The following is a 24,745-nucleotide window of genomic DNA, read 5'->3' on the forward strand; positions in this document are numbered from 1 at the left end:
TCAATTTACGGAGACTTATAATTTATACCTTACTTAATGTTTGAGATTTCAGAATTAAAAGCGAAAAAGCTGCCTGAACTTCAGGAAATTGCCAAAGGGCTCAATGTACCCAAATTTAAGACATTAAAGAAGTTGGATTTGGTATACCAAATACTTGACTTTCAAGCATCAAACCCTAAAGTAGTTCAAGAGGTAACCGCCACTCAAGCCGAAGAAAAACCTAAAACCCGTACTCCAAGAAAAAGGGTTAGCCAAGTAAACAAAAAAACTGAGGCCAAAGATTCTTCAGCACCTGCACCAGCAAAAAACGACTCGGAGACCAAAGAAAAAGAACCCGAGGTTAAAAAACCAAGGCCACGTGCACAGAACAATACTTCAAATACTGGCAAAAAAGACCAAAAGAGCAATCAGGGTCATAAAAACCAGAACAATAATAACAATCAAAATAATAAGGGGCACAGGCACCAAAAGAACAATCACGACAAAAGCAATTTTGATAAGGATTTAAAGAACCGCTACAAAGAACCTGAATATGAGTTCGATAGCATTATCGAAAGTGAAGGCGTTCTTGATATCATGCAAGATGGTTACGGGTTCTTACGTTCATCCGATTACAACTACTTGTCGTCACCTGACGATATTTATGTTTCTCAATCACAGATTCGATTATTCGGACTTAAAACCGGTGATACCGTTTTAGGAAATGTAAGGCCTCCGAAGGAAGGTGAAAAATACTTTCCACTTATCAAGGTCAATAAAATCAACGGAATAGACCCTCAAGTGGTTAGAGACCGAGTATCGTTCGAACACTTGACTCCTTTGTTTCCTCAAGAAAAATTCAATCTTGCCGATAAACAAAGTAATATTTCTACTCGAATAATAGATTTATTCTCACCTATCGGTAAAGGGCAGAGAGGTATGATCGTATCGCAGCCGAAAACCGGTAAAACAATGCTGTTGAAGGCAGTTGCTAATGCTATTGCGGCTAATCATCCAGAAGTTTATCAAATTATTTTATTGATAGATGAAAGACCTGAAGAGGTTACCGATATGCAACGTAATGTTCGTGGTGAAGTTGTTGCCTCTACGTTCGACAAAGAAGCATCTGAACACGTAAGGGTGGCCAACATTGTTTTAGAAAAAGCTAAAAGGCTTGTTGAGTGCGGCCACGATGTTGTTATTTTATTGGATTCGATAACCCGTCTGGCCAGAGCTTACAACACAGTCCAACCCGCTTCTGGAAAGGTTTTAAGTGGTGGTGTAGATGCCAATGCCCTGCACAAGCCCAAACGTTTCTTTGGGGCGGCCAGAAATATTGAAGGTGGTGGATCGCTTTCGATAATTGCCACTGCTCTAACGGAAACTGGGTCTAAAATGGACGAAGTTATCTTTGAAGAATTTAAAGGTACTGGTAATATGGAGCTTCAATTGGATCGTAAGATTTCAAACAGAAGAATATTCCCAGCCATCGACCTTACTTCTTCAAGTACCAGACGTGACGACCTTTTATTGGATGAAAATACCATTCAGAGAATGTGGATTCTTAGAAAATACCTAGCTGACATGAACCCTGTAGAAGCTATGGAATTCATTGAACAAAGAATAAAGCAGACCAAAAACAACGAAGAGTTCTTACTCACGATGAACCAGTAAAATTGGTTTAAAACCATATTGTAAATCCCGGAAACGAAAATCGTTTCCGGGATTTTTTATTTCTAAAAACTTGAAGAATAAAGAATTCTATTTTGAACTCATTGGCTACAGCTCAACGAAATTCTTCAAAAAGCCATTGCATATCGGTATTTTCAAATATCTTTATAGGGCAAAAATTACAACCCCCGAATTTTGCGTGTTAAACAAGTTGAACTCTAACCACTTATGACATGAAAAATTCAAAATTATCACTTTCCCTTATCTCGTACAGTTTAATTGCCTTTACATTACTTAGTTGTGTTACGGAAAACAAGACTGAGGCCGATTGTCCAGATTGTCCATGTACTGTAGCCGATGATAATTACAACAATGGAATAATTTTACCGGAACAAGCCAGGAAATTATATCTTAATTATGAAAAAAGACGAGTATCTCTAATTCAAGATTACGAAGACGAGATTGATAAAAGAAACTCAGACAAGGAGCAGAAAGTACCAAAAACCGATAATCAAAAAAGTAACAATGCCAATGACAAAGACCCCAATGGCGCTAGATTTGATGTTGCCCGGTATGTATACTATGATTATGAGGATTTAAAAAAATATATGGCGTATATAGAAAACGAGGCCAAATTAGCTGGGGAAGAACTCTCTACTTTAAGATTTTATTTTGCCAATTACCCTGACCAAGATAAATTTCCTGATGGAAAGGAAGTTGTGCATCGTCGCCAAAACTCCATAATGATGTCTCCTACTGTTAAGAGAAATGATAAGGATTATATTTTCTATACAGACGATGCAGGAGAGGGTAAAAGAAGAATTGTACTTTTAAAAAATGATTTTCAACCTGAAGGCAACAAAAATCAAGATACCGATTCTAAATCGGAAGCCTCTTTAGCACCTAGTTTCTCTTCCGCACCCATCTATGCCCCTAAAAGCACCACCAAGAACGAAGGAAATTCTGCACCACCACCATATTAAGGGTATTTAGGTTCCAGAAACATGTACCATGTTGGTAGAAGTATTAGAGAAGTTATTTATAGTAATGTACTTGTTAACATTTTTGGCTTCGCTATATAGATATCCCAGATATTTCGAAACAAGACTGAAGTATCTTCCAATTGTGTTCTTCTATACTTTGCTAAATGAAATTTTAGGCTATTTTACCTTTCACAACCCGAAGTACGGATTTTTTAGCAGTGATTCAATTTCGTACTACAACATGATAATCTATAACATTTATAATATTGTCTTTTTTATATATTTCTTTTACATCTATTGGTACTACGTTGAAAATAAGAAGAATAAAATTATCATTATTTACGCCTCAATATTATTCATATTGGTGTCCTTCATCAACCCATTTTTCCAAAATTTTATTATAACCGCTCAAATAGGGACTTATGTCGTAGGAGGAATTGTGTTATTATTATGCATAATAACTTATTTCAATCAATGTTATAAAGAAGAAATTTTCTTTTGGAAGGACAATTTGTTGATCTGGATAAGTCTGGGTTTACTGATATTTTATACAGGATATTTACCCATCAAAGTATCTAGGTTTATACATTCAGTTTATCAGACCAATGAAGCATATCACGTAAGAATTGTACACTATAGCTTAATTTCAGTGATGTACCTCCTTTTTATTGTTGGTTTTTTAAGAATGAAAAAGCGAATGGTCAAATAACAACTTCCCTACTTTAACATTTATTCTTATTTTTAAATATCAAATAATTGAAATGTTTCCCCCGTCTTTGAGATGGTCGGCCTCGGTTTAATACAACCAACCCTATGCTGAGACTGCTCTTGGAATATTTATTCCTGACCCTTTATGGGCTGACCTTATTAGCCTCTATTCTAAGATATAGAAGGTATTTCGACACCAGGCTAAGGTATTTGCCCATTATATTTTGCTACACCCTTCTCAATGAAATTTTGGGTTACCTGACTGCCTACTTTCCGCAATTCGGTTTTTTCTCAAACGAGGCTATTGCTTGGTACAACTTGGTCATCTATAACATTTACAATATTATTTTTTTCTTATACTTCTTCCTCATTTACCGGCACTACCTTGAATCACAAAAAGCCAAAAGGTTCATTTTATGGGCTGTTTATCTATTTTCAATCGTGGCCGTATTAAACCCATTCTTTCAAAGCTTCTTGATTTCTTCCCAAACTGGCACTTACATTGTGGGAGGATTAGTTTTGATATTTTGTACATCTTCTTATTTAATTTCTTGGTACAAACTTGAAGAAAGACACCCTAACAAGAATAAACTCCTTTATTGGATCAGTTTGGGTATGCTGATCTTCTATATTGGCTACCTACCGATTAAAACTGCCAGATTTATCTTTTCGATAACCGGAAGCCAAGAAGCGCCAACAATAAGAATTTTTCACTATTGTCTTATTATTATCATGTACTCCCTTATTATAGTTGGGTTTGCTCGATTGAAGAAACGATTGATTCGATAAAGAAAAAAGCTGTGAATACTATATTGCAACACTGACAGTATTTCATGCCTTTATTGCATTGCTTTCTGTCCTGGCATCAGAACCATGACTTGATGAGATTAGCTCACCCCCCCCAATTATTACCTTTATCATTGACCTAAGAGCATTTCCATAAGAAAAATCTATACCAAACCCCTTTAAAGAGGTAAACTCTATAGGACCTTTTGTCATTCCGCATGGTTATTGCAATTTAAATGGCGAACAAAAAAATTCGAACTTAAAAAAAACAAATGAAAGTACTTGTTATTGGAGCAGGAAACATGGGATTGACCTATGCTGAAGCCATGTCAAAATCAAAACAGCTCAAGAAAAGAAACGTTATGATTCTTGACAACTCTCCAGAGAAAATCCTCTCCTTAAAAAAGATTTCTCATTTCGATGTCTTTGAAAACCTCGAAGACTGTTTACCACAGGCAGATTTAATTTTTGTTGCTGTAAAACCATATCACAGCGACGACCTTTTTGCTAAAATGAGACCTTTAATCAATAAAGGGCAAATAGTTATCTCAATCATGGCAGGGGTCACAATACAGACAATGCAAGAATCATTAGGAATTGAAAAGGTGGTTAGAGCAATGCCTAACCTACCGGCTCAAGTCGGTAAAGGCGTCACCTCCTTCATTCCTTCAAAACAAGTCAGTAGAATTGAACTTCTAACCGTAGAAGATTTACTCGATACCACAGGAAAGTCAATCCAGGTAAGTTCTGAGAATTATATTGATGCAAGTACTGGAATATCGGGCAGCGGGCCGGCATATGTATTTTATTTTATGCAGAGTATGATGGAGGCCGCTTTAAAAATGGGTTTCTCGGCCAATGACTCCAAGGTTTTGGTAAGCCAAACCTTTGATGGTGCGGTAGAGCTTTTCAATCAGTCTGATCTTTCACCCACTTCTTGGATGAACAAGGTGGCATCTAAAGGAGGTACAACACGGGCCGCTTTAGATTCAATGGAAGACAATAATGTAAATGAACTAATTAAAGAAGCTGCTTACGCCGCCTTTGACAGAGCAGTAGAATTAGGAAAATAAGAAACATGTACAAACAAAGAGTAGTAATCAAAGTAGGTACAAACGTAATGACCAATAAAGACAATAGAATAGTAAGGCCTATTCTAAAAAAATTGGTCAAGCAAATAGCAGAACTCTATGAGAACGATATTATGTGTGTTCTCGTTTCTTCAGGTTCGGTCATCGCCGGGATGGAGGTATTAGGAGAAAGCCATATCAAGGATAAAACAATGCGTAGGCAAGTTTATTCTTCAATTGGCCAGCCTAGAATGATGCGTTTGTATTACAATATTTTTCGTGACTACGGTATGAAATGTGCACAGGTTTTGGCCACCAAGCGTGACTTTAATCCTGGGGTACACCGTGAAAACATGATCAATTGTTACGAAGGTCTTCTCTCTGAAGGCGTAGTACCAATTGCAAATGAAGACGACGCCGTTTCCGTAACCAAATCTATGTTTTCAGACAATGATGAGCTAGCTAGTTTGGTCGCTGAACTTATTCAAGCCGACAAGTTCATTATACTAACCGATATCGACGGTTTATACACCGGACACCCAGACGATGAGGGTACCGAGGTGATTGCCAAGGTCGGCGTTGACGAAAATGTAGAAAAATACGTGAAAACAGTAAAAAAAGGAGAAGCTGAAGGTCGCGGTGGCATGGGCTCAAAATTAAGTGTAGCCAAGCAAACCGCCGCTAAAAATATACCGACCTACATCGCCAACGGTAAGAGAGAAAATGTAATTCTTGATATCGTAAACGGTAAAGAAGTAGGTACTCAAGTGATGGCCTAAGAGGCTTTTGAAATTTAAATATAGAATATGAAACTTTTAAATACAGATATAAAGAACAAGGTTTTAAACTCTATGATTTCGATTATTGACGGAGATAGAGAGAAAATCTTAAAAGCAAACTCGAAAGATTGCGAGCTCTTCGATAAAAAAGATAGGGCTATGTATGACCGATTGGTCGTTAACGACAAAAAAATCGACGGAATGATTAATTCCGTTCGAGAAATTATGGAGCAAGAGGACCCCGTAGGAAAGACCAAGTCTGAAAGGAACCTCGAAAACGGATTGACCATTAAAAACAAAACGGCACCGTTTGGCACCATCATGATTATATATGAGTCAAGACCTGATGTTACGATTGAAGCTGCTGTATTGGCATTCAAGGCCAACAATAAAATTCTTTTAAAGGGCGGAAAAGAAGCTTACCACAGTAATAAGGCTCTGGAAGCATGTTGGCATAAAGCGCTGCAAGAAAATGGCTTGGATACCTCTTGGATTCAATTGCTACATATGAACAGGACCGAAACGCAAGAATTCCTGAAAAATCCGCCGGAAAAACTGGACCTAATTGTTCCTAGAGGTGGTGAGAAATTAATCGCATTTGTAAAAGAACATGCCAAATGCGCTGTTTTGGTCAGCGGTCGTGGCAACAATTTTCTGTATGTCGCGAAAGATGCCGATTGGGAAAAGAGCATCAAAGTAATTCTTAATGCAAAAACGCATAAAATATCGGCCTGTAATGCATTGGATAAGATTCTGATTGATTCCGCCGTTCCAGATTACGAGGAGAAACTTAAAGAACTTGATAGCATACTTACTGAAAAAGGCGTATCGATTTTGGTTGATGAACAGACAGGAAGTATTTTATCAGATGAGTCGGTTATCAAAGACGAATCTATCTGGCATGAAGAATTTTTGGCCATGAAATGCTGTATCGGTACGGTACAAGGCTTAGATGAAGCTATCGAGAAAATCAACAAATTTTCCGGCGGCCATTCTTCTACCGTTATGACCAACGACCCTGATAAGGCGATTAAATTTATGGAACAAGTAGACTCAGCAGCAGTCTATCACAATGCTTCTACCAGGTTTACTGATGGTGGCGCTATGGGTGTAGGTGCCGAATTGGCGATTAGCACCGATAAGTTGCACCATAGAGGGCCGCTAGGTCTAGAGCAGTTGGTTACCAACAAATACTATGTATTCGGTGATGGTCAAATTAGAAACTAACAAAGGTTAATTTCATAAAAAAGCCCCGATAGATATCTATCGGGGCTTTTTTTACAATAATAAGTTTAATTACAATGCAGCAACATGCTTGGCCAATTTACTTTTTAAGTTAGCCGCTTTATTACTGTGGATGATGTTGCGCTTAGCCAATCTATCGATCATACTAACTACACTTGGCAAAAGTGCCTCAGCATCCTTCTTGTTCTCTTCACCACGTAACTTCTTAATAGCATTACGGGCAGTTTTGTGCTGATAACGGTTACGAAGACGCACCGCTTCATTTCTTCTAATTCTCTTTAACGCTGACTTGTGATTTGCCATCTTACTTTACTAGTTATAAGTTTTCAATTTTCAACTTCACCAATCCTCTGCAAGGTTTTGTAGCCCGTAGGGGAATCGAACCCCTGTTACCAGGATGAAAACCTGGCGTCCTAACCCCTAGACGAACGGGCCAAATGATTAATCCTGAAAGAAATAAGCCTTTTCAGAATAAAAATCAACATTCTATAAACACTTCGTAGCCCGTAGGGGAATCGAACCCCTGTTACCAGGATGAAAACCTGGCGTCCTAACCCCTAGACGAACGGGCCATTGCTTTATGCAATTGCGGATGCAAAAATACAATTATTTTTTACTATCGCAACAACTGATGATATTTTTTTAATAAGCTTTTGCAAAGAGTACTCTTTTAGAAGATGGTTTACCTGAAACCAGACATGTACCTTCCTCATTTTTAGCGGCTATGGGTATACACCTAATAGTTGCTTTTGTCTCTTCTTTTATCTTATTTTCTGTCTCTATCGTGCCATCCCAATGAGCTGAAACAAATCCGCCTTTCTCCTCTAACACCTTCTTAAACTCATCATACGAATTTACCTCGGTAATATTGTCATAAGTAAAGTCATGAGCCTTTTGATAAAGGTTCTTCTGAATATCATCGAGAAGAAACTTAATTTTCTGAACTATTTCATTTTCTGAAACAGTCTCTTTCGTCAAGGTATCTCTACGGGCAACCTCAAAAGTACCGTTCGCCAAATCACGCTGACCTACCGCCAAACGCACAGGCACACCTTTCAGTTCATATTCATTGAATTTGAAACCGGGCTTATGGGTATCTCTATCATCAAACTTAACCGAAATACCTTTCCCTCTCAACTCTTTTAACAAAGGACCTATTTTTTCAGCAATGGCCTCCAACTGCTCCATCCCTTTATAAATAGGAACGATCACTACTTGAATAGGGGCCAATTTTGGAGGTAAAACCAAACCATTATCATCACTGTGGGTCATGATCAAAGCGCCCATCAACCGAGTTGAAACTCCCCATGAAGTCGCCCAAACGTGCTCTTGCTTTCCTTCCTTGCTTGCGAATTTAACATCAAATGCCTTTGCAAAATTCTGACCAAGAAAATGTGAGGTACCTGCTTGCAATGCCTTACCATCTTGCATCATAGCCTCAATACAATAAGTTTCTAGAGCACCGGCAAAACGCTCACTTTCCGTCTTCAACCCCTTGATTACGGGCATGGCCATATGACCTTCGGCAAATTCGGCATAAACGTTCATCATTTGTTCCGCCTCCTCAATAGCCTCTTTTTCGGTAGCATGCGCCGTATGGCCTTCTTGCCAGAGAAACTCGGCAGTTCTTAAGAACAACCTGGTTCGCATTTCCCAACGTACTACATTGGCCCATTGATTGATCAATAATGGCAAGTCTCGGTAAGACTGAATCCACCTTCGGTAAGTGTCCCAAATGATGGTTTCAGAAGTGGGTCTCACAATCAGTTCCTCCTCCAAGCGCGCATCTGGATCAACAACTATACCCGAACCGTCTTCGGCATTCTTCAGCCTATAATGGGTGACCACAGCACACTCTTTGGCAAACCCTTCAACGTGATCGGCTTCTTTACTTAAATATGACTTGGGTATGAAAAGTGGAAAATATGCATTTTCGTGTCCCGTATCCTTGAACATCTTATCCAATCCCGCTTGCATTTTCTCCCAAATGGCAAAGCCGTAAGGTTTGATTACCATACAACCACGAACCCCTGAATTTTCAGCTAAATCAGCGTTCACTACCAATTCGTTATACCACTTGGAATAGTCCTCGTTCCGCTTGGTCAATTTATTACCCATCCTTGAAAGTTTGGCACAAATCTTGTGACTATGTTAGTAAAATAATTGGGTAAAACTAGTTATTTTTACTATGTTCAACAATAAAAAATTGCGACCATGATATCTTCTCTACCCATCCTAAAATATAGAACTTTTATGCTCTTGAGCATAATTGGTTCACTAGCTGTATCTTGCGGCTCTTATCAATCGGCATCTTACTATGACAATGATGGTATTTATGCCAATGGCAACGAGGTTAGTGTTGAAAGGCCTACTCGTGCGCCACAAAAAAACAACACCGAAAGAAGCAGCACTTATTCCAATTACTTTGGCCAGCAGGCAGAGCTTCTAGATGGTGAGATATTTACCGATGTTGATTCTTACTCAAGTACGGTAGAGAACGATAGCATTCAGGAAAGTCAATTGACCGATTATTACGATAATGCCAACGATTATTCGGGTTATGCGGCATGGGGCGATAACACTACCGATGTATATGTCAATTTTCACGACTACAACTACGGTTGGGCCGGCTGGGGATGGGGCTCTCCTTGGTTATGGAACAACTGGGGCTGGGGTGGAGGCTTCTACAATGGTTGGGGCTACGGCTACCGTCCATTTTGGGGTTATCGATACAGCCCATGGGGCTGGGGTGGTTTCGGCTATGCCGGCTACTACCCATACGGCGGTTTTGGTTGGGGATGGGGCGGTTACGCCACTTGGTGCCCTCCTTACGGTTATTACAATGGATATAACAACTACGGTTACGGAAGAAGAGATTATGTTTATAACAGCTCTAGAAGGGGCTATAACACCAATGCTATTTCTGGAGGTGCTTCTAGGGTAGCTTACAACACAGCTGGAGCAAACAACCGTAACAGGGTTTCATCTGGCTATAGTTCAGCAACAAGAAGTGGCGTAAGCAGAACCGCCACAACCAATAGAAATTCTAGAACTTATCGAAGTGATGGCAACACATATTCCTCAAGAAGAGTAGTCGGTGTTGACCAAAACAGATCATACAGAACGAGTCGCAGCACTAGAACGGCACCATCTTACAACAGCTCTTCTAGAAACGGACAAACCTATAGAAGTTCAACACGTAACTCTCAAACCTATAGAAGTGCTTCACCAAGAACAAGCACCTCAAGCAGAAGTTCCAACAATGGCAACACCTATAGAAGTTCTTCAAGAAGCAACCAAAGCTACCGAAGCACTACGCCAAGGTCTAGCACATATTCTTCGGGAAGAAGCTCAGGAAGCAGTTACAGTTCTGGCAGAAGCTCAGGAGGAGCAGTTCGTTCTTCGGGCGGCGGAGCTTCGAGATCAAGTTCACCCGGTAGCAGCAGAAGAAACTAATCCTTCAATCATTAAACCTATTTTTTCAAAAATTAAGGAATGAAAAGAATTTTAACTTTCATAGGGCTATTGTCATGCTTTATTTCAAACGCACAGACCATAGATGACGTTCTTAGATACAGTCAAGAAAACCTTCAAGGTACAGCCCGATTTCAAGCAATGGGCGGAGCCTTTGGTGCTTTAGGTGGCGATATGTCATCAATCAACATTAACCCGGCGGGCAGCGCTGTATTCAACAACAGCCTATTTACTATTTCTGGAACGTACTACGATACCAATACCGAATCAGAATATAGAGGTTCCTTTTTGCAATCTGACAACAATACGTTAGATATGAACCAATTAGGAGGGGCATTTGTCTGGAAATCTACAGACCCCGATTCTTCTTGGAAAAAAGTCTCTTTAGCTATCAATTATGATATCGTTCAAAATTTTGACGATTTCAGTATTTCAGGTGGCCTCGGAACAGAAGGAATAGATAACTACTTTTTAAATTATGCCGATGGCATTCAACTACAGAACCTAAGAATTAGGGACGGTGAAACGGTTAGCGATGCCTATCTGGATATTGGAGCGACCAATGGATTAGGATTTGGTGGCCAGCAAGCTTTTTTAGGTTTTCAGACCGGCATTATAGAGCCCACCGTAGACGAAGTTGAAAACACCGAATATTTTGCGAATGAGAACTATACGGAGGTTAACCAAGACTATCGGGAGACAACAGGAGGTTACAATAGCAAAGTGATAGTAAATGCAGGAACACAGTTCGAAGACTTTCTTTATCTCGGAGCTGCCATGAATTTCCACACCGTACTTTTTGATAAGTATAGCAGATATAGTGAAGACTTCTTTAATGTAGATGATGAACTGAGAACCGTAAGATTTGACAATCGTTTAAGAACCGAGGGCTCCGGATTTTCTTTTAGCCTAGGGGCTATTGGCAAATTAAACCAATTTGTTCGAATCGGAGGAAGCTATCAATCTCCTACATGGTACAGGCTGAGCGATTCGTTTACTCAAGGCATTAGCTCTAACTACCCTAACCAAGACCCTAATTTCTACTTCTTTGGTATGAGGGATATTAGCATTTTTGATTATCAAATCAAGACCCCTTCAAAATTAACGGGAAGTTTAGCCTTAGTATTTGGGCAAAACGGTTTGCTTAGTTTTGATTACTCATATCAAGATATGTCGAATGCGGAGCTTAGGCCTACGAGCGATTCAGCCTTTGCCAGCGAAAACGAGTATATGTCGCAAGCACTTGGCGGCGTTTCTTCATTAAGGGTCGGTGGCGAATATCGCATTCAAAGGGTTAGCCTGCGAGCCGGTTACAGATACCAACAGAGTCCGTATGCAGATGGCAACATAGTAGGTGACCTACAAGGTATTTCCGGAGGAATTGGATTAAATTTTGGAGGAAGCCGTCTTGACCTTGCCGTGAATCGCAGTGAACAAGATGTATTGCAATATTTCTTTTCGACCGGTATTAATACTCCCGCAGTTTTGAATAGAATCAATACGAATGTAACACTAGGATACACCTTAAATTTTTAGGCTAGAATTACGCGAACAGAACCATAAGACCAAAAAGCCCCGCTTTACGGGGCTTTTTTATATCTATCTTTTTAATGTGAAATTAGCTCTCGTACTTTTTGCTACCACGACCCCTTCTTCATCTTCCTCATATTCAAACCTGAACCAATAATCAGAGGATGGTAACGGCTTGCCATTGTATGTTCCGTCCCATTCTGTATTTGAATTCAACTGAGCCAATAACTTTCCGTATCGATCAAAAACAAATACCACGGGATTGTTCAATGTTTCGATTCCCTTGATATTCCAAGTATCGTTAGCACCATCATTATTAGGAGTGAAAAATTTAGGATAACCCACCACCAAAAACTCGATTGGTTCTGTAGTTCCACATCCATTTTTATCATTGATGACCAATGTATTGATACCGGGAGGCACATCATTAAAAACGGAATCATCTTGAAATTCCCCTCCATTAACGGCATATTCATAATCTCCATCGCCATCAACAAAAATTTCAATATTGTTTCTATCGGGGTCTAAAGTTAAATTAGAATTGAGAAGCTCTACCCTATCCAAAACAGGCGTACCATAAAAAGTTATCAGAATATCATCTAAATAATGTGCACCTTCACTGGTCGTAATATCAACGAAGTAACGACCTGAATTTGGGCTAGAAACGGTAAGGTGAGTCGCCGTGGGACCGGAACCCATTGGTTGATCAATTGTACCATCATCATCAAAATCGACCGACCAAGCGACATTGGCTATATCGGGGCCAGCAGGCGAATTTAATGCCACCAATTCAATATCGGGGTCGCCTTCGCAAGCGTTTATATCCAATCCTAAAAACTCATCACGAAGAGTACAATCTAGAGCCGTGTTCTGGTCCGCTTCTACCGAATTTCCAGTAAAAGTCAATATAAATTCTTCAGGGTCATTATTGGTGTTATTGCTAAAGTTGTTAATCAAGATATAATAGACCTCACCCGGCAATACATCAAGCCACTCGTCATAAGTATTCAGGTTTTGAGTTGTGGAAGGTACACCTGCCTGGCCATCTTCGGGGTTAACCCCAATACCGGTATACCGAGTTCCATTGACCTCGTAATTACAGCGAATAGGCTGCGCCTGGCCACTGCTAATTTCCCCACAGGCAACATCGGGACCATAAACCGCAAAATCCCATTCAGCAGTTATAGTGGTTTCTCCTGGTAAGGGAAGCGCCTCAATATCAAAACCCACCTGCCCTCCTGTACCGGCCCGAAATACATACCAAGAAGTGTTGTTTTCTATGTTGGCGTTACTGACGCTCCCTTTTTCGAGACAACCTGTTTCGGTAATCACTTCCGGATCAAAATCGTCAATATCACCACCGCCGTCAGCCCTCCCCATTATCGGTGCGTCGGCACATACAGGAATGGCCGAACGACAATCAGGGGAATTTTGCGCTTGGGATTGAAGACCAAAAAGCAATACTAAGCTAAGGGCTAGAAGAAATCGCATACAGTTGGAAGCTAAGATTGAACCTGTAGGTATAACTTCGCTCAGCTTGATTTAGTATGTTTCGACCTAATAATTAGACCGTTAATCGACAAAAGACCCAGTTACAAACTCTCAAAGGGATTACTAAAGACCGGAACTACATACTAGCGTTTCAAAGAAAAATGACTATTGATGTATTTGGCCTCAACTACGTTGCCCTCTAAATTGGTATAGGTGAGCTTGAACCAGTAGTCTGTTTCAGGCATGGGCTTTCCATTTAAGAGTCCATCCCAACCTGCACTGTTTTCGTTCAACTGTGTAAGTAGCTTTCCAAACCTATCAAAAATATGAACCACAGGAGATTCTAAAGTTTCGATTCCCTCAATATGCCAATAATCATTTGAACCATCCGAATTAGGTGTAAAGAATCTTGGGAAACCAACCACAATAATATCTTCGCTAACCATACCACAACCGTTTGGGTCATTCACATTGATTGTATGCCTGCCAGGTAAGACTTCATAAAATGTATTAGCTTCTTGAAAGGGGCTATCATCAATTTGAAATTGTAAACTGCGATTGTCTTCGGTTAAGACAGTTACTGTATTATTATTTCTCAAATCATGAACCAATACATCGTTTATTACAGGAGGTCTCGAAACATATACTCTTATAGTTGCTGAATTTTCACAGCTAAAACCAGCTTGATTATTGTAAATATTTAAGGTGAAATCCCCTGCTTCATTCACCACTATAGCAGGAGTTGTTTCCCCAGTACTCCACCGATAGGCATAATTTGGGTCTGGATTATTTTCACCTATAGTGATGCCGTTGGCGTTTTCGCAGATGTAAGCTTCAGTTTCAAAATCTATTTCCGGTGTTTCTAGATTGATTATTTGAAAGCTCTGCGAGGCATCAAAACATCTTGGATTGTCCAAAGAACTGACGCGAACAAAAATGGTCTGGATACCTTGAGTAACCTCAAGCTGTTTTGGCAGAGCATTGATTCCATTAGCTGCGTCGGCTGGCGTTTCGTGATAATTTACCAAGAAATCGTTTGGATCTTGAACGCCCAAAGCTTCCATATCCTTTACAGATAAATCATAAAAATCAGTCCCTTCGCAAAAAGCATCGTCCGCTACAGGATTGGTGGTCGGCGTGGGCGAGAAAGCGACCTGTACATCACTATAAAGGTTTCCTGTAGGCCTTACTACCTCTACACGATACATACCCGATACGCTCACCGCTAGATTGGTGCCGTTTTCCCCTACCAAAGCATTATAACCACTACCATTATCGACAAACCAATTGTAGGCCGTCGCATTCGATGTGGTGGCATCAAGGTTCACAATAGTTCCTTGACAACTTGCAATTGGTGGCCCCAACAGATTATCTATGATGGAACAATCCAACGCATCATATGGGTTCGTGACAAATATCTGTCCCGAAAACTGAATAGAAAAACCCGAATTATTATTGCTGAAATTGTTGATGAATAAATAATAATCTTCTCCCGGCTCTACCTCCAGCCAAGTTTCATATTGCACATTCAAGTCATCGCCCGTAGGATCCTCACCAACACCGATAAAGGCATTGCCATCTTGATTATCGAAAAAATTGCATCGAATGGGCTCTCCTAAAGCCCCACAATCATTGGTTCGATACAGGGCAAAATCCCAATCTTCACCGGTATCGATACCAATATTGAAACCTAATTGCCCCGAAGCACCTGTTCTGAAGCGATACCATGCAGAGTTTGATTCAATCGTACCTTCAAGTGCTCTTTCTAAACAGCCACTCGTTTCCGCAGCATTAAAATCGTCGTTTCCCAGGCCATTGGTACCACCGTTGACCGGGGTATCATTACATATAGGTATTGCATTGGCACAATCAGGTGAAACCTGTGCCTTGGCCATTTGAAAGCCAATTAGAAGAAAAAGTAAGCCTAGTTGAAAGCGATTCATAAAGTAGATTCAACTATGTATCGATAAAAATACCATCGATTGTAGGTTAACACCAATTTATGTTGTGTACATCGGCTTTAGAGACGTAAAGTGCTATATAATGTATATCTTTGCAGTTCGTTTTGGTCAGGTGGTGATAGGGTTTCTATAATTTGCGACTAAAGGAAAAAATAGAAGCTTACCGAGCTTGAACACAGAAACAAATTAGCAGATGAAAATTGACAGTACTTTGGAAAAGCAATTTGAAGAGATGGGAAACGACCACGTTTCTGCCGCCGAGGACACCCCTATGCGAAAAGATGCCTTCGTTCTGAGCGATGAAGAGAAAATTGAACGCATTCAAGCAAATATTAGAGAGGTGATGTTGACCCTAGGCCTAGATTTAGATGATGACAGTTTAAAAGGCACCCCAAATAGAGTGGCAAAAATGTATGTAAAAGAGATTTTTGGAGGCCTGCATCCCGATAGAAAACCAAAATCTTCCACCTTCAGCAATAAGTACAAATATGGCGAGATGCTTGTTGAAAAGAACATCACCTTGTACTCTACTTGCGAGCACCATTTGCTACCGATTGTGGGCAAGGCCCATATAGCCTATATTTCAAGTGGTAATGTGGTTGGGCTTTCAAAAATGAACCGTATTGTCGATTATTTTGCCAAACGCCCTCAAGTTCAAGAAAGATTGAACATTCAGATTGTTAGGGAATTACAGAAGGTATTGGAAACAGAAGATGTCGCATGCGTTATTGACGCCAAACACCTTTGTGTTAATTCAAGGGGTATTAGAGACATCGATAGCAGTACCGTAACCGCGGAGTATGGAGGCAAGTTTAAAGACGAGTCGGTACGAAGAGAATTTTTAGACTACATCAACCTAGACACCAACTTTTAACAGTATCTAGCCGCACATGCCACTTTACGAAAACCAAGAGCTTAAAATATACAACTCCCTTACCGGTACCAAAGAAATTTTCAAGCCTATCAACGAAGGGCATATCGGAATGTACGTTTGCGGACCAACCGTTTACAGTAATGTTCATTTGGGCAACTGTCGCACGTTCATGTCTTTTGATATGATTTTCCGGTACTTAAAGCACTTAGGTTACAAGGTCAGGTATGTCAGAAATATTACCGATGCCGGACACTTGGTAGACGATGCCGAAGACGGCGAGGATAAGATTGCAAAAAAGGCACGTCTTGAGAAATTGGAACCTATGGAAGTCGTGCAGCGTTACACATTAGACTTTCACAATATTTTAGAAAAATTCAATTTTCTACCTCCCAGTATAGAGCCTACCGCAACAGGCCATATTATCGAACAAATTGAGATCATCAAAGATATTCTGTCAAAAGGGTATGCCTATGAAGCGAATGGATCTGTTTATTTTGATGTAGCCGCATTCAACGAAACGAATGACTACGGTAAATTAAGCGGTAGAAAACTCGAGGATATGATTGCGAATACCCGTGAGTTAACGGCCCAAGACGAAAAGAAAAATCCTCAAGATTTTGCTCTTTGGAAAAAAGCGGAACCCCAGCACATTATGAGATGGCCATCGCCTTGGGGCGATGGTTTCCCAGGCTGGCATCTTGAATGCACGGCAATGAGCACCAAATATTTGGGCGAAACATTCGATATACACGGTGGTGGAATGGACCTAAAATTCCCTCATCACGAATGTGAAATTGCGCAGGCCGAAGCCAGTTACGGACAATCACCCGTTAATTACTGGATGCATGCCAACATGCTGACGATGAACGGAAAGAAGATGGCCAAATCTACTGGAAACAACATCCTTCCCGGAGAAATATTTACGGGTGAGAATAAAATTTTAAGCAAGGCATTTGCTCCATCCGTCGTTCGCTTTTTTATGATGCAAGCGCATTACACCAGCATTCTAGACTTAAGCGACGACGCTTTATTAGCCTCTGAGAAAGGTTTCAACAGGCTCATGGAGGCTTTTGCAACGTTACAGAGCTTAACCCCTGCAGGCAGCAATAGCGATTTTGATGTTACTAACTGGAAAGCTTCTTGCTATGAGGCGATGAACGACGATTTCAACACTCCGATTTTAATAGCCCATATTTTTGAAGCTGTCAAGCACATCAACCTTATCAAAGAAGGCAAGGAGCAAATTTCAGAAGTTGACAAAACCCAATTAGAAGAAACTTTACATGCCTTTATCTTTGATATTTTAGGCTTACAACAAAATACAGGTAACAGTAAGGATACCGAAAAACTTTCCGGAGTTGTTGAACTTTTGATTGAATTAAGAAAAGATGCGAGGGTCAATAAAGATTTTGCCACCTCAGATAGAATTCGTGACCAGCTTGCCGAATTAGGCATTCAACTGAAGGACGGTAAAGAAGGAACGACTTTTAGCATTCAATAAAAAAACTGAAAGACAAGACGAAGACATTTTAGTCACTGCTCAACCAAAGCATAACCGCAATGAAGAAAGTATTGATAGCTCCGTTTGTGTTTTTGGTCCGTTTTTATCAATTGGCAATATCTCCTTATACGCCGGCAACTTGTAGGTACTCCCCCACTTGCTCGCAATACACATTAGAGGCTTTAAAGAAACATGGGCTTTTTAAAGGCGGATGGCTCTCCGTTAAGAGAATTGCCAGTTGCAACCCTTGGGGAGGCAAAGGCTACGACCCCGTACCTTGAACAAAAGTCTTGCTTTCTTTCGAAACAATCTCCATCAATAGAAACCACAAAACTTTACCGAAGGCCAAAACCGAAATGCTTATCTTAGCCATCCTAAACCCAAATACATGCACTTTTTAGGTATTATCTGGAATCCGAACGAAACCCTCTTTACCCTAGGCCCCTTACAGATCAAATATTACAACCTTCTCTGGATAGTTGCTTTTGCAGCTGGTTGGTTCATTATGAAGCGTATTTTTTTAAGGGAGAACAAAACGGTAGAGCAACTAGACTCCCTTTTCATTCATACCGTTTTGGCCACCATGTTGGGTGCTCGACTTGGTCATGTCTTTTTTTACGATTGGCCTTACTACAAAAATCATTTGCTTGAAATTCTGCTTCCCATTAGAGAAAGTGCCAACGGCTCTCTTTTTGGTTTTATAAATGGTTATGAATTTACAGGCTTTACCGGACTTGCCAGTCACGGAGCTATTATAGGCGTACTTATTGGCACGTACCTTTATGCCAGAAAATATCCTGACATGAAACCGCTGTGGTTGTTAGACCGAATGGTAGTGCCGTTTGCGCTAGGTGCATTCTGTGTTCGTCTAGGAAATTTTTTCAACTCTGAAATCAACGGAAAGGTCACAGATGAATCTTTTGTTTTTGCCACTAAATTTATTCGTGATTCCGATGACATGCATCCTTCGCAGGCGATGAGCATCACAAAAGAAAAGACAGTAAGTGCTGCTTACGATGCTATTGAAAACAACCCTCAGTTTTCAGAATATTTGGCTCAAATACCTTACAGACATCCTGCTCAATTATATGAGGGAATCGCCTATATTTTCGTATTCGCCTTGCTGTACTTTTTATACTGGAAAACAGACAAAAGAAATAGCACGGGCTATCTCTTTGGCGTGTTCTTAGTGTTGTTATGGACCATCAGATTCTTTGTTGAATTTGTCAAGAAGAGTCAAGGTGGTTTTGAAGAATCTCTGGGCTTGCTTTCTACAGGTCAATGGCTCAGCATACCTTTTATATTAATCGGTCTTTATTTCATGTTCAAACCGAATATTTCAAAAGCTTAAACCAAGCGCCATGAACATTAAAAGTGCTTTCACCATTTTACTCTTGTCAACCCTCATCTTTTTCTCTTGTAAGGATAAGGCGAATAGAGAGGTAAAAATAGAAGAAGTATCTTTTAAAAAAGAAGGTGAACTTCAAATAATCAAGTCAGAATCAGATTCCGTTTTATTGGAACTGAACATTGAAATTGCAGACAACGAATACGAAACCCAGACCGGCTTGATGTATCGGTCAGGTATGGAAGCCAATCAAGCTATGCTATTTGTTTTTCCGAATGTCGCACCGCATTCATTTTATATGAAAAATACTGAATTTGCCCTTGACCTGTTATTCGTAAAAGAAGATATGACCATTGGCAGTATTACAGAAAACGCCAAACCTTTTGACCAGAGCAGCATACCCTCTCGCCTACCTGTACAATACGTTTTGGAAGTGAATGCAGGATTGGTTTCCGAAAACGGAATTGAAATCGGCAATCGTATTCAGTATACAAAAACACCATAGTTGAACAACTTACTTCTCGAAGGGCAAGAAACATCAAGGCTTTTATTTAGAAAAGTAAAAGAGAGCGATTTTGATGAATGGCTTCCTTTTCACCAAGACGAAAGAAGCTCTGAATTCTGGAACGGAATTCCTTCCGACCCACTTGAGGCCTGCAAACAGCAATTTGACCGAATCTTTGAAAGGTATGAAAAGGAATTAGGAGGTATGAATGCCTTGATTCTAAAAGAAAACAATCTCCTGATCGGTTTGAGCGGCTTGTTGATCCAAGAGGTTGACGGCGAACGTGAACTTGAAGTAGCTTATTCTATACTACCCCGGTTTTGGCGTCAAGGCTTTGCTACAGAGGCCGCATTAAAATGCAAAGCCTACGCTGGGCAACAACAACTCGCTCCATCTTTGATTTCAATAATTCAAGTGAACAACCTACCCTCTCAAAAAGTGGCATATAATATGCAAATGACCATCTCTAAAACGACCGTATACAAAAACAATCCGGTTCACATATATCGAATCAATTTATGACAAAATCACATTGGGCCATATTTACTGACAATAATTCATTGAAGGGCGACTTTATTCACTCCCTACAAAAAGGCGCTAATAATGACTTAAAAGAACTTAAAGACTTGAACGGCGCACTATTTTCTAAAAAGGTATTGGAGCGGTTCATAGATGAGGAAGATCGGCACGATACAAAAGTCATTAATGTCGGGAAAAATCAGTCGGTAAAATCGATGTCAAGTGGCGAACAAAAAAAGGCTTTGCTCAATTACTTATTATCGCTCAATCCAGACTTTTTGATTCTCGACAATCCCTTCGATAATCTTGATGTAGAAAGTCAAGCCGATCTTAAAGTGCGACTCAACCAAGTCAGAATGGATGTAATTATTGTTCAACTCATCAGCAGAAAAGAAGATGTGCTGCCATTTACTGACCGTTTTGCCAAACTAACCGGAAAAGAACTATATTTTTATGATAACTCGGAACAACTGACCCCTATTGAGCTACCTAAATCATTTGATAAAAGCATACCTGAACCACCTTTTCACTATGACTATGACAAAGACATACTCATAGAACTTAAAGGGGTGTCAGTGAAGTATTTGGACAAAGCAATTCTTCAAAACATTCACTGGAGCATAAAAAAAGGAGAGTTTTGGGAACTAAGAGGACGAAACGGTAGCGGAAAGACCACAATTTTATCGATGATTACAGGTGAAAACCCTAAAGGTTATGGTCAAGAGCTTTATATTTTCGATAATAAAAAAGGAAGTGGTGAAAGTGTTTGGGAAATAAAGAAGCGCATAGGCTATTTCACACCATCCATTACCGATAAATTTACAGGTTATCACTCCGTAGAACATATGATAATTTCTGGCCTGACAGATTCCATCGGGCTCTATACAAAACCTTCCGAAATTCAAAAAAGACTTGCGAAACAATGGTTGCAGTTAATTGATATGTGGAGTATAAAAGACCATCTATTTCATGATTTGACCATGGGACAAAGAAGGCTCATTATGTGCGCCAGAGCAATGGTAAAACACCCCCCCCTACTAATACTCGATGAACCAACTGCCGGCTTAGATGACCAAAGCGCCGCCCTCTTTGCTGCTTTAGTGAACAAATTTGCAAAAGCAAGCAACACCACCACTATTTTCGTTTCGCATAGAAAAGAACCTGGCCTTAACCCTGATTTGATTTATCAACTAGAAGTTGATGACCAGGGATCAAAAGGTTATGTTATCAAAAACTGATTATTAAAATTGGAAACTAAAAAAGGGCGCTAAAGGCGCCCTTTTTTAATTATATCGATTTGATTCTTATTCTTTCTCAGTGCTTTCTGCTTTCTTGTTTCCAGAACGCAAAGTCTTACTTAACGTATCGTACATCACAGGTGTAGCAATAAACAACGAAGAGTAGGTACCTACAATAATACCAACAATCATAGCAAACATGAAACCTCTTAACGACTCACCGCCGAATATGAAAATTGCCAACAATACTACCAAAGTGGTCATAGAGGTGTTCAACGTACGGCTCAAAGTACTATTAAGAGCTAGATTGATATTGTCACCACCGCGCCATCCTTTCTCGCCGATAATCTCCCTAATACGGTCGAACACGACCACAGTATCGTTCAAAGAATAACCAATCACCGTTAGAATAGCCGCTATAAAAGCTTGATCAATTTCCATATTGAAAGGCATAACAGTACCGAACAAAGAGAAGATACCTAAAACTATCATCACATCATGGAATACAGCAACAACCGCCCCCAAGGAGAATTGCCATTTACGGAAACGTAAAAGTATGTATAAGAACACTACTGCCAATGAACCTAATATAGCCAAGAAGGCGTTCTTCTTGATATCATCAGCAATCGTCGGACCTACTTTAACAGATTGTAATATTCCTATAGAGTCATCACCACTACCTGCAATAAAATCTTCTTTACTAGTCTCCGATGGAAGGTACTTTTGAAGCGCAGTATACAGCTTATCCTGTATTTCATTATCCACTTCCAAGCCTTCAACATCTACTTTATAAGGCGTAGTAATCTTAATCTGATTTTCTTCACCAAAGGTCTTTACATTGGTTCCGCTACCAAAAACGCCATTAAGTTCAGATGCGATTTCAGATGAGTTAACAGGCTCTTCAAAACGAACCTGGTAAGATCGACCTCCAACAAAATCGACCCCTTCCTGAAGCCCGTTAGTCAATAAGCTAAATACGCCAACACCTACCAAAACTGCCGAAAGTATATAGGCAATTTTACGTTTTGATAAGAAATCAATATTGATATTCTTAAATAGGTTCTTGGTAGCACCCGTGGCAAAATCCAATCTTCTGGTTTTACCTTGTAAATACCAATCAACCAACAAACGGGTAATGAATATGGCCGTAAATAAAGATGTCACAATACCTATAAGTAAGGTGGTTGCAAAACCTTTAATTGGGCCTGATCCAAATATGAAAAGGATTATAGCCGTTAGACCCGTGGTTATGTTCGCATCTAAAATAGATGAAAGTGCATTACTGAAACCATCTGAGACCGCTTGCGCCTTTCCTTTGCCCTTTGCTATCTCTTCTTTGATACGTTCAAAGATAAGTACGTTCGCATCTACCGACATACCAATGGTAAGAACGATACCCGCGATACCAGGCAAGGTAAGAACCGCGCCCAAACTTGTAAGAACACCAAAAATCAAAAGAATGTTCAACAATAAAGCAATATCAGCAAATACACCGGCACGACCGTAATAGATGATCATCCAAACTAAAACGAACACCATGGCAATGAGAAACGACATAAAACCGCTATCGATAGCTTCTTGACCTAATGAAGGACCAACGATGGTAGCTTGAATAATTTCAGCGGAAGCAGGAAGCTTACCAGCCCTCAAAACGTTCGCAATATCCTTAGTTTCGTTTACCGTGAAATCACCGGTAATTTCAGAGCGCCCACCTGAAATAGGTCCGCTAGAAACACCTGGGGCGGTGTACACTTTGTTATCAAGAACAATAGCTATACCTGTTCTGTTATTATAAGCATCACCGGTCAGGGTTTCCCACTCTTTGGCTCCCTTTGTATTCATGGTCATTGAAACGGCAGGCTTTCCACCAAGGTCAAAATCGTCCCTTGCATCGCTCACAACATCGCCACTAATTCTTGGCACACCGTCACGGTTCGATTTTAAGGCAAAAAGTTGAACTACCTCAGCATCCTCAGACGGTCTTTCCCACAAGAACTTTACAAATTGCATGTTAGCAGGCAACAACCTTCTAATTTCCTTCATGCGTAAGTAAGAGCCTATCTCAGCCGTATCTTTAACCGCCGCAACACCTACTGCATAACTAGGAGCACCCAACTGAAACTTTTCAAAAAGAGGGTTTCTTTGATTGGCAAGATCCAACGAATCTTGCGACACATCCGATAAAAGGGAATCTAACTCCGACTCCTCCTTAACAGGTTGTTCTACCTCATCGGTATCAATCAATGACTTTAATTGCTCATTGGCCTGAAAAAAGAAACCTTGAAGTTCTGAATTATTAGGTTGATAAGTTTCCCAAAATTCGAGTTGAGCGGTACTGGACAATAAGTCTTGTGCCCTAGCAATATCACGCGCACCTGGCAATTCGACCAAAATACGACCAGAATTACCTTCTCTCTGAATGTTTGGCTGGGTAACCCCAAAACCATCGATACGCTCACGAAGCACCTCAAAGGCTGATACAATCGACTCATCAATCTTTCTTCTGATGATAGGTTTTACCTCTTCATCACCCATTTGAAAATTGATCTCATCGCTCAAACCTTTATTAGCGAATATATCAGGTGAGGCCAATTTGGTTTCACCACTTATATCGTCCCATGCTTCGAAAAATAATTCTACATAGGTATTATCGCTATTTTTTGATGCCGCATCTGCATCGGCCAACGCTTTATTGAAAATAGGATTTTTACTGTCATTGGCGAGACCTTTAAGAATGTCTTTAACCGAAATTTGAAGGGTTACGTTAATACCTCCTTTAAGGTCAAGACCCTTGTTCAATTCTTTTTTCTTGGCCTCATTATAATTAGTATAGCCTAAAATTGTATTGTCTCCAATAGAATCTAGGTACTGAGCTTCTAAAGCCTCTCTTTTGGCAATATAACCTTCTTCAGACTCCGAAATACGGCTTACAGCAAAGGCTTCAGCATCATCTTCGGCCTTATTGGTGATAAATGTGTAGGATAATTGATAGATACTCACCAGCCCAAACAATAGGGCGAAAAGCTTTATAAGTCCTTTATTTTGCATCGATTACAAGAATTTAATGGGTGCTTTTTCTAATA

20 protein-coding genes and 2 tRNA genes are annotated in these 24,745 nt (G+C 40.1%); 15 read left to right on the forward strand and 7 right to left on the reverse strand.

Annotated elements, in window-relative coordinates; all coding sequences use genetic code 11:
* Nucleotides 1-36 precede the first annotated feature (36 nt).
* From rho to D1013_RS16410, 6 genes are all read left to right on the forward strand, one after another.
* Nucleotides 37-1,653, forward strand: coding sequence for a transcription termination factor Rho (rho, locus tag D1013_RS16380; protein WP_121849855.1), 1,617 nt, complete (start codon nt 37-39; stop codon nt 1,651-1,653).
* 230 nt (nt 1,654-1,883) lie between these two features.
* Nucleotides 1,884-2,633, forward strand: coding sequence for a hypothetical protein (locus D1013_RS16385; protein ID WP_121849856.1), 750 nt, complete (start codon nt 1,884-1,886; stop codon nt 2,631-2,633).
* 813 nt (nt 2,634-3,446) lie between these two features.
* Complete coding sequence (locus D1013_RS16395; RefSeq protein ID WP_121849858.1) at nt 3,447-4,130, forward strand: hypothetical protein; 684 nt, start codon at nt 3,447-3,449, stop codon at nt 4,128-4,130.
* A gap of 269 nt (nt 4,131-4,399) precedes the next feature.
* The gene (gene proC / locus D1013_RS16400; protein ID WP_121849859.1) at nt 4,400-5,200 is read left to right on the forward strand and encodes a pyrroline-5-carboxylate reductase; all 801 of its coding nucleotides are present in this window, start codon (nt 4,400-4,402) and stop codon (nt 5,198-5,200) included.
* 5 nt (nt 5,201-5,205) lie between these two features.
* Entirely contained in the window at nt 5,206-5,976 is a 771-nt protein-coding gene (gene proB, locus D1013_RS16405; RefSeq protein ID WP_121849860.1) for a glutamate 5-kinase, read from the forward strand.
* A gap of 27 nt (nt 5,977-6,003) precedes the next feature.
* Entirely contained in the window at nt 6,004-7,203 is a 1,200-nt protein-coding gene (locus D1013_RS16410; protein ID WP_121849861.1) for a glutamate-5-semialdehyde dehydrogenase, read from the forward strand.
* Nucleotides 7,204-7,272: 69 nt separating this feature from the next.
* On the opposite strand, the gene rpsT is transcribed toward D1013_RS16410, so the two are convergent.
* The 4 genes from rpsT to proS form a co-directional block, all read right to left on the reverse strand.
* Entirely contained in the window at nt 7,273-7,524 is a 252-nt protein-coding gene (gene rpsT, locus D1013_RS16415; protein ID WP_121849862.1) for a 30S ribosomal protein S20, read from the reverse strand.
* 60 nt (nt 7,525-7,584) lie between these two features.
* Nucleotides 7,585-7,656, reverse strand: a tRNA-Glu gene (locus tag D1013_RS16420).
* A 65-nt stretch (nt 7,657-7,721) separates the two neighbouring features.
* Nucleotides 7,722-7,793: transfer RNA gene (locus tag D1013_RS16425), tRNA-Glu, on the reverse strand.
* Nucleotides 7,794-7,863: 70 nt separating this feature from the next.
* The gene (proS, locus tag D1013_RS16430) at nt 7,864-9,339 is read right to left on the reverse strand and encodes a proline--tRNA ligase (protein ID WP_121849863.1); all 1,476 of its coding nucleotides are present in this window, start codon (nt 9,337-9,339) and stop codon (nt 7,864-7,866) included.
* 135 nt (nt 9,340-9,474) lie between these two features.
* Here proS and D1013_RS16435 point away from each other — a divergent pair, with 135 nt between their 5' ends.
* On the forward strand, nt 9,475-10,677 hold the full coding sequence (locus tag D1013_RS16435; RefSeq protein ID WP_121849864.1) for a hypothetical protein: 1,203 nt from the start codon (nt 9,475-9,477) through the stop codon (nt 10,675-10,677).
* A gap of 39 nt (nt 10,678-10,716) precedes the next feature.
* Nucleotides 10,717-12,231, forward strand: coding sequence for an OmpP1/FadL family transporter (locus D1013_RS16440; RefSeq protein ID WP_121849865.1), 1,515 nt, complete (start codon nt 10,717-10,719; stop codon nt 12,229-12,231).
* 63 nt (nt 12,232-12,294) lie between these two features.
* Here D1013_RS16440 and D1013_RS16445 read toward each other — a convergent pair whose 3' ends face one another.
* Both D1013_RS16445 and D1013_RS16450 read right to left on the reverse strand, forming a co-directional pair.
* Nucleotides 12,295-13,716 (reverse strand): T9SS type B sorting domain-containing protein, encoded by a 1,422-nt coding sequence (locus D1013_RS16445; protein WP_121849866.1) that lies wholly within the window; start codon nt 13,714-13,716, stop codon nt 12,295-12,297.
* A gap of 143 nt (nt 13,717-13,859) precedes the next feature.
* On the reverse strand, nt 13,860-15,611 hold the full coding sequence (locus tag D1013_RS16450) for a T9SS type B sorting domain-containing protein (protein WP_225621418.1): 1,752 nt from the start codon (nt 15,609-15,611) through the stop codon (nt 13,860-13,862).
* Between the two features lie 259 nt (nt 15,612-15,870).
* On the opposite strand from D1013_RS16450, the gene folE reads away from it, so the two are divergent.
* The 7 genes from folE (at nt 15,871) to D1013_RS16485 (ending at nt 21,662) form a co-directional block, all read left to right on the forward strand.
* The gene (gene folE, locus D1013_RS16455; protein ID WP_121849868.1) at nt 15,871-16,551 is read left to right on the forward strand and encodes a GTP cyclohydrolase I FolE; all 681 of its coding nucleotides are present in this window, start codon (nt 15,871-15,873) and stop codon (nt 16,549-16,551) included.
* Between the two features lie 16 nt (nt 16,552-16,567).
* On the forward strand, nt 16,568-18,052 hold the full coding sequence (gene cysS / locus D1013_RS16460; RefSeq protein WP_121849869.1) for a cysteine--tRNA ligase: 1,485 nt from the start codon (nt 16,568-16,570) through the stop codon (nt 18,050-18,052).
* A 59-nt stretch (nt 18,053-18,111) separates the two neighbouring features.
* Nucleotides 18,112-18,333 (forward strand): membrane protein insertion efficiency factor YidD, encoded by a 222-nt coding sequence (gene yidD, locus D1013_RS16465; protein ID WP_121849870.1) that lies wholly within the window; start codon nt 18,112-18,114, stop codon nt 18,331-18,333.
* 107 nt (nt 18,334-18,440) lie between these two features.
* Nucleotides 18,441-19,403, forward strand: a complete 963-nt coding sequence (gene lgt / locus D1013_RS16470; protein WP_121849871.1) for a prolipoprotein diacylglyceryl transferase — start codon at nt 18,441-18,443, stop codon at nt 19,401-19,403.
* A 10-nt stretch (nt 19,404-19,413) separates the two neighbouring features.
* A complete protein-coding gene (locus D1013_RS16475) occupies nt 19,414-19,905 on the forward strand; it encodes a DUF192 domain-containing protein (protein ID WP_121849872.1) in 492 nt (163 codons plus the stop codon).
* A complete protein-coding gene (locus D1013_RS16480; protein WP_121849873.1) occupies nt 19,906-20,427 on the forward strand; it encodes a GNAT family N-acetyltransferase in 522 nt (173 codons plus the stop codon). It abuts the gene before it with no gap.
* Entirely contained in the window at nt 20,424-21,662 is a 1,239-nt protein-coding gene (locus tag D1013_RS16485) for an ATP-binding cassette domain-containing protein (protein ID WP_121849874.1), read from the forward strand. The genes D1013_RS16480 and D1013_RS16485 overlap by 4 nt, the downstream gene beginning before the upstream one ends.
* A gap of 66 nt (nt 21,663-21,728) precedes the next feature.
* Here D1013_RS16485 and secDF read toward each other — a convergent pair whose 3' ends face one another.
* The gene (gene secDF / locus D1013_RS16490) at nt 21,729-24,710 is read right to left on the reverse strand and encodes a protein translocase subunit SecDF (protein ID WP_121849875.1); all 2,982 of its coding nucleotides are present in this window, start codon (nt 24,708-24,710) and stop codon (nt 21,729-21,731) included.
* Nucleotides 24,711-24,745 lie beyond the last annotated feature (35 nt).

The sequence above is a fragment of the Euzebyella marina genome (assembly GCF_003687485.1).
Lineage (GTDB): Bacteria > Bacteroidota > Bacteroidia > Flavobacteriales > Flavobacteriaceae > Euzebyella > Euzebyella marina.

Excerpts from the sequence above, each read along its gene's own strand:
- cysS (WP_121849869.1), top strand. The coding sequence starts at position 16,568 with ATGCCACTTTACGAAAACCAAGAGCTTAAAATATACAACTCCCTTACC.
- proC (WP_121849859.1), top strand. The coding sequence starts at position 4,400 with ATGAAAGTACTTGTTATTGGAGCAGGAAACATGGGATTGACCTATGCT.
- proB (WP_121849860.1), top strand. The coding sequence starts at position 5,206 with ATGTACAAACAAAGAGTAGTAATCAAAGTAGGTACAAACGTAATGACC.
- D1013_RS16410 (WP_121849861.1), top strand. The coding sequence starts at position 6,004 with ATGAAACTTTTAAATACAGATATAAAGAACAAGGTTTTAAACTCTATG.
- folE (WP_121849868.1), top strand. The coding sequence starts at position 15,871 with ATGAAAATTGACAGTACTTTGGAAAAGCAATTTGAAGAGATGGGAAAC.
- rho (WP_121849855.1), top strand. The coding sequence starts at position 37 with ATGTTTGAGATTTCAGAATTAAAAGCGAAAAAGCTGCCTGAACTTCAG.
- D1013_RS16435 (WP_121849864.1), top strand. The coding sequence starts at position 9,475 with ATGCTCTTGAGCATAATTGGTTCACTAGCTGTATCTTGCGGCTCTTAT.
- D1013_RS16475 (WP_121849872.1), top strand. The coding sequence starts at position 19,414 with ATGAACATTAAAAGTGCTTTCACCATTTTACTCTTGTCAACCCTCATC.
- D1013_RS16445 (WP_121849866.1), bottom strand. The coding sequence starts at position 13,716 with ATGCGATTTCTTCTAGCCCTTAGCTTAGTATTGCTTTTTGGTCTTCAA.
- rpsT (WP_121849862.1), bottom strand. The coding sequence starts at position 7,524 with ATGGCAAATCACAAGTCAGCGTTAAAGAGAATTAGAAGAAATGAAGCG.
- lgt (WP_121849871.1), top strand. The coding sequence starts at position 18,441 with ATGCACTTTTTAGGTATTATCTGGAATCCGAACGAAACCCTCTTTACC.
- D1013_RS16450 (WP_225621418.1), bottom strand. The coding sequence starts at position 15,611 with ATGGCCAAGGCACAGGTTTCACCTGATTGTGCCAATGCAATACCTATA.
- yidD (WP_121849870.1), top strand. The coding sequence starts at position 18,112 with ATGAAGAAAGTATTGATAGCTCCGTTTGTGTTTTTGGTCCGTTTTTAT.
- D1013_RS16485 (WP_121849874.1), top strand. The coding sequence starts at position 20,424 with ATGACAAAATCACATTGGGCCATATTTACTGACAATAATTCATTGAAG.
- D1013_RS16440 (WP_121849865.1), top strand. The coding sequence starts at position 10,717 with ATGAAAAGAATTTTAACTTTCATAGGGCTATTGTCATGCTTTATTTCA.
- secDF (WP_121849875.1), bottom strand. The coding sequence starts at position 24,710 with ATGCAAAATAAAGGACTTATAAAGCTTTTCGCCCTATTGTTTGGGCTG.
- D1013_RS16395 (WP_121849858.1), top strand. The coding sequence starts at position 3,447 with ATGCTGAGACTGCTCTTGGAATATTTATTCCTGACCCTTTATGGGCTG.
- D1013_RS16385 (WP_121849856.1), top strand. The coding sequence starts at position 1,884 with ATGAAAAATTCAAAATTATCACTTTCCCTTATCTCGTACAGTTTAATT.
- proS (WP_121849863.1), bottom strand. The coding sequence starts at position 9,339 with ATGGGTAATAAATTGACCAAGCGGAACGAGGACTATTCCAAGTGGTAT.